This window comes from Novipirellula sp., from assembly GCF_041583735.1.
Classification (GTDB): Bacteria; Planctomycetota; Planctomycetia; order Pirellulales; family Pirellulaceae; genus Novipirellula.
Map to the genome: position 1 here is coordinate 1 of NZ_JBFHFD010000837.1, position 3,177 is coordinate 3,177.

Consider the following 3,177-nt stretch of genomic DNA (forward strand, 5'->3'; position numbering starts at 1 on the left):
ATTTCGGGCCAACATTCTGTCGAAGCAGCAACAATCATAAGAGCATCCTATCCCGTTGTTCTATCAAGTGCGTTTTTAACGCTTGGTCTTTTCGTTTTTTACAGCTTACAAAGAAAACGTGCTCCAGCAAAACCCCGTTCAACGCTGGGGAGCGATGGATCTAGGAATTGCGGTATTTCTTGAGCGATTCGCTGACTCGCTTTAAAATCACCCGGTCCTCGTGACTCAGTGAGTCGGGTCCCTGAGCATGCAGTCGCTCGAGAATCTGGTCCAGCTTGGTAGCGTCGACCGCTTCATCATGCTCACGTTGTAACGCTCGCCGTGCTCGTCGACGGGCAAACCATCCCCGCAAACGCTCGCTCAGTCCATCGGGCGGTGCCAGTTCCTCGTCCAAATCCTGCTGCTGGTGCCGCTCCCACAGCGAATCAATCAGCTGTCTCGCCCTTGGCACGCTAGCCGTTCGCAACAATGCAAATGCTAGCAACAAGAAGAAGGGCCAACGAGGCACAACGAGAGGGTTATCAAAACGCATTGTTGCGATTGCGATACCGACCATCAGAAGACTGATTCCTAACAACATACGATGCAACAAGATGGCTGCGACCGATTGAGTCAACTTGGGTCCGACCGTCACAATGACAGATGCAATCAAATGGCGTCCCAACGTCATCCGCAGTGGGTAGAGTTGCCCCACTGCTTGCAGCCAGAAGAGCCACCCCGAAAAGTGCAGCATCGAATCTGCGGGCGTCATCCCAAATCCAGGGATTGCGAATAGCCCTCTCTCCGCCGCAGTGGCGGCCGCTTCGCCCGACTTTGCCAATCCAATCAGCCCCGCGCCGACGACCACCAATGTTACAAGGGTGGTGATTGCCGCCATCAGCGTTCGCTTGGCACTCATCGCTCCTTGATGCCATCCGATGCCGACGAAACGAAAGGAGAGCACAACGTCACGGCGAATTGCGAATCCTGCGTAGATCACAGCTTGCAGTGACCACCCCATGATCCAAACGACGATGGCTAGCAGCGACGCGACCGCGAGATCTCGGTTTCCCGGCCCACTTCCGACAATCGAGATCACGCCGGCGACGGCGGCGGTGGCAAACAGCACCCAATACGACAAAGCCAAGCGACGCCCCAACACCTTTCCAATGGGCACCGACGCAGGGGGCAACTCGGTCGCCACCGGTTCTGTATCGCCATTCGGGTAGGGGGCCATCTTAGGCATCAGTAAATAATCGCACTCAGGATTTGCTTCGATTTAAACGAACGAGCTGGTTTTAATTAACGACTTGCTTTTGACTCACCCAGAGCGTTTTCGGACCCAATCACTTCGATTCAATTCCCCATTGAGTTCGCGATGCGAATCACTTCGCCTGGTCGCTTGTTTTGCTCACGGGCGGCTCACTGACTTCTTGCCCAATCGCATAAGCCAAGCGACCGATCATGGCAAAATAAACAAACGCCATTCCTACGGTCAAAAAGATGCCTCCCACCGCTGCAACCGGAGACGGCATCGTCGAGGAAACGGCATAAGTCAAGAATAAGGCAAAAAACATAATCGCGGCAGTGAAATAAAGTCCTCCCCAGGCCTCTTGGGCGCGAGTCACACTGCGAGCCACTTCGGCTGAAAACGGCGTCAAAGGACTATTACTATCCAGCATCGACAGCAAAACAAAGGGAAAGAAAATGTACAGCGACAGCATGGTTAGCGCCGCGGTGAGCAGCGATTGCCCAAACACAAATTGAGCGATCCCGTAGACGGGAATGATGGCAAAGCCGGCAGCAGAAAACACCTCGATCAAATTCTCGAGCCACCCCATCGGGTCAAACACAGGCCATTCGCTGACCTTCTCTTCTCCGTTGGCAATCGACTGCAGAATCGCGAAGCCACAACTGACCACGACGAGCCCGAACACGATTCCGGCGGGGACCAAGGCGACTTGTAAAACGCGAACTTCCGATGCCAAGACCACGATCGCGGGCACCGATGCGATCAGCGACAATGCGACCCAATGTGCGAGCACTCCAAGGTCGCGAAAAATGCCAAAGATGCTGGCCAACCATCCGCTGATGCTGGGGATGTCGTCATCGTGTCTTTGTACGGTTTCTTCGACTCGCGATGCCTCGTCGAGTAATTGCTGGGCTGATTTACGGTAGGGATCCGAGCGGCGATCGGACGACGAGACTTGCGATGCCTCGAAGGCAAACGTGGCGGCGTTATCCATGTCGATCACGACTTTTTTGGGCACGCGTGGAGGCTGGCGTACCCGAATGGGGGAATGGCAATCGTTGCACTTGATCGTCTTTCCCGCCTGGCTGGCTTGAACGATCCGCTGTGAACCGCACGTCATACACTGCACGCGATATTCGGTGGCGTACTCGACTGGCGTCTTTTTTGTTCCCAACTCGGCTGCGAGGTCCATCTCGTCATCAACGATGTTCTCGTCACCAAGTTCGATCACGTCGTCGTCGCCACCGGGGGTCCCCGATGTTGGGATCACTGGCGTGGGGATCACGGGTGCGGAGCGAGGCGTTCCGACGGGTGGCTTTGATAGCGCCGGGCGAAGGACAAACGGATCATCCCCGTCCCCGTCCCCATGTGCTGCGTCCCCACTTGCGGAGGCTTTCGGTTTGGGGACCGATTCGATGGTGGAGGTAAACTCGTCCAGCTCGGCAGCGAATTCTCCGAGCAAAGTGTCTTCGTCGGGGCGGACGGACCGAGGCGGCTTCGGTTTTTCGCTGGGGTTAGCCGCGGCTGCAGTGGGCGAAGACGGACGCGGATTGACCTTCGCGGTTTCGAGGTTTGACGGTTTGTTCGCTGGAACGGGATCGGTATCCAGAGTCAACCAATCATCGGCATCATCGCTGGTCGTCGCACTCAATCCGGGAGCCAGAAACGCGGCAGCACAATGAGGGCACGAGACCCGCAACCCCGCCGAACTATCGGGAATCGAGACCGACTTGCTACAGCGAGGACAGATCAGAGATAAGGGCATGGAACACGCGGGGCGTTTGGCCGAGGTTGTAGAGGAGGCGTGGAGAGGACGTTTCGCAAAACAGCCCATCCTCTCACTCTATCCTGCCCGGCCGCTCGCTTCGCGTGGGTGGTCACGATTTTCACCCGATCGGCGGCGGCACCGCTGGCTCCACTTACCGCCGCGGTTCGGACAGCCCGCC

The 3,177-nt window shown here is 56.6% G+C and carries 2 protein-coding genes; both read right to left on the reverse strand.

The window, feature by feature from the left end; genetic code table 11:
* Positions 1-160 precede the first annotated feature (160 nt).
* Entirely contained in the window at positions 161-1,225 is a 1,065-nt protein-coding gene (locus ABX962_RS33485; protein WP_372726021.1) for a hypothetical protein, read from the reverse strand.
* A gap of 139 nt (positions 1,226-1,364) precedes the next feature.
* A complete protein-coding gene (locus ABX962_RS33490) occupies positions 1,365-2,996 on the reverse strand; it encodes a hypothetical protein (protein WP_372726022.1) in 1,632 nt (543 codons plus the stop codon).
* Positions 2,997-3,177 lie beyond the last annotated feature (181 nt).

What these genes read in the sequence shown, in the direction of transcription:
- ABX962_RS33485 (WP_372726021.1), bottom strand. Translation starts at nt 1,225, where the DNA reads ATGCCTAAGATGGCCCCCTACCCGAATGGCGATACAGAACCGGTGGCG.
- ABX962_RS33490 (WP_372726022.1), bottom strand. Translation starts at nt 2,996, where the DNA reads ATGCCCTTATCTCTGATCTGTCCTCGCTGTAGCAAGTCGGTCTCGATT.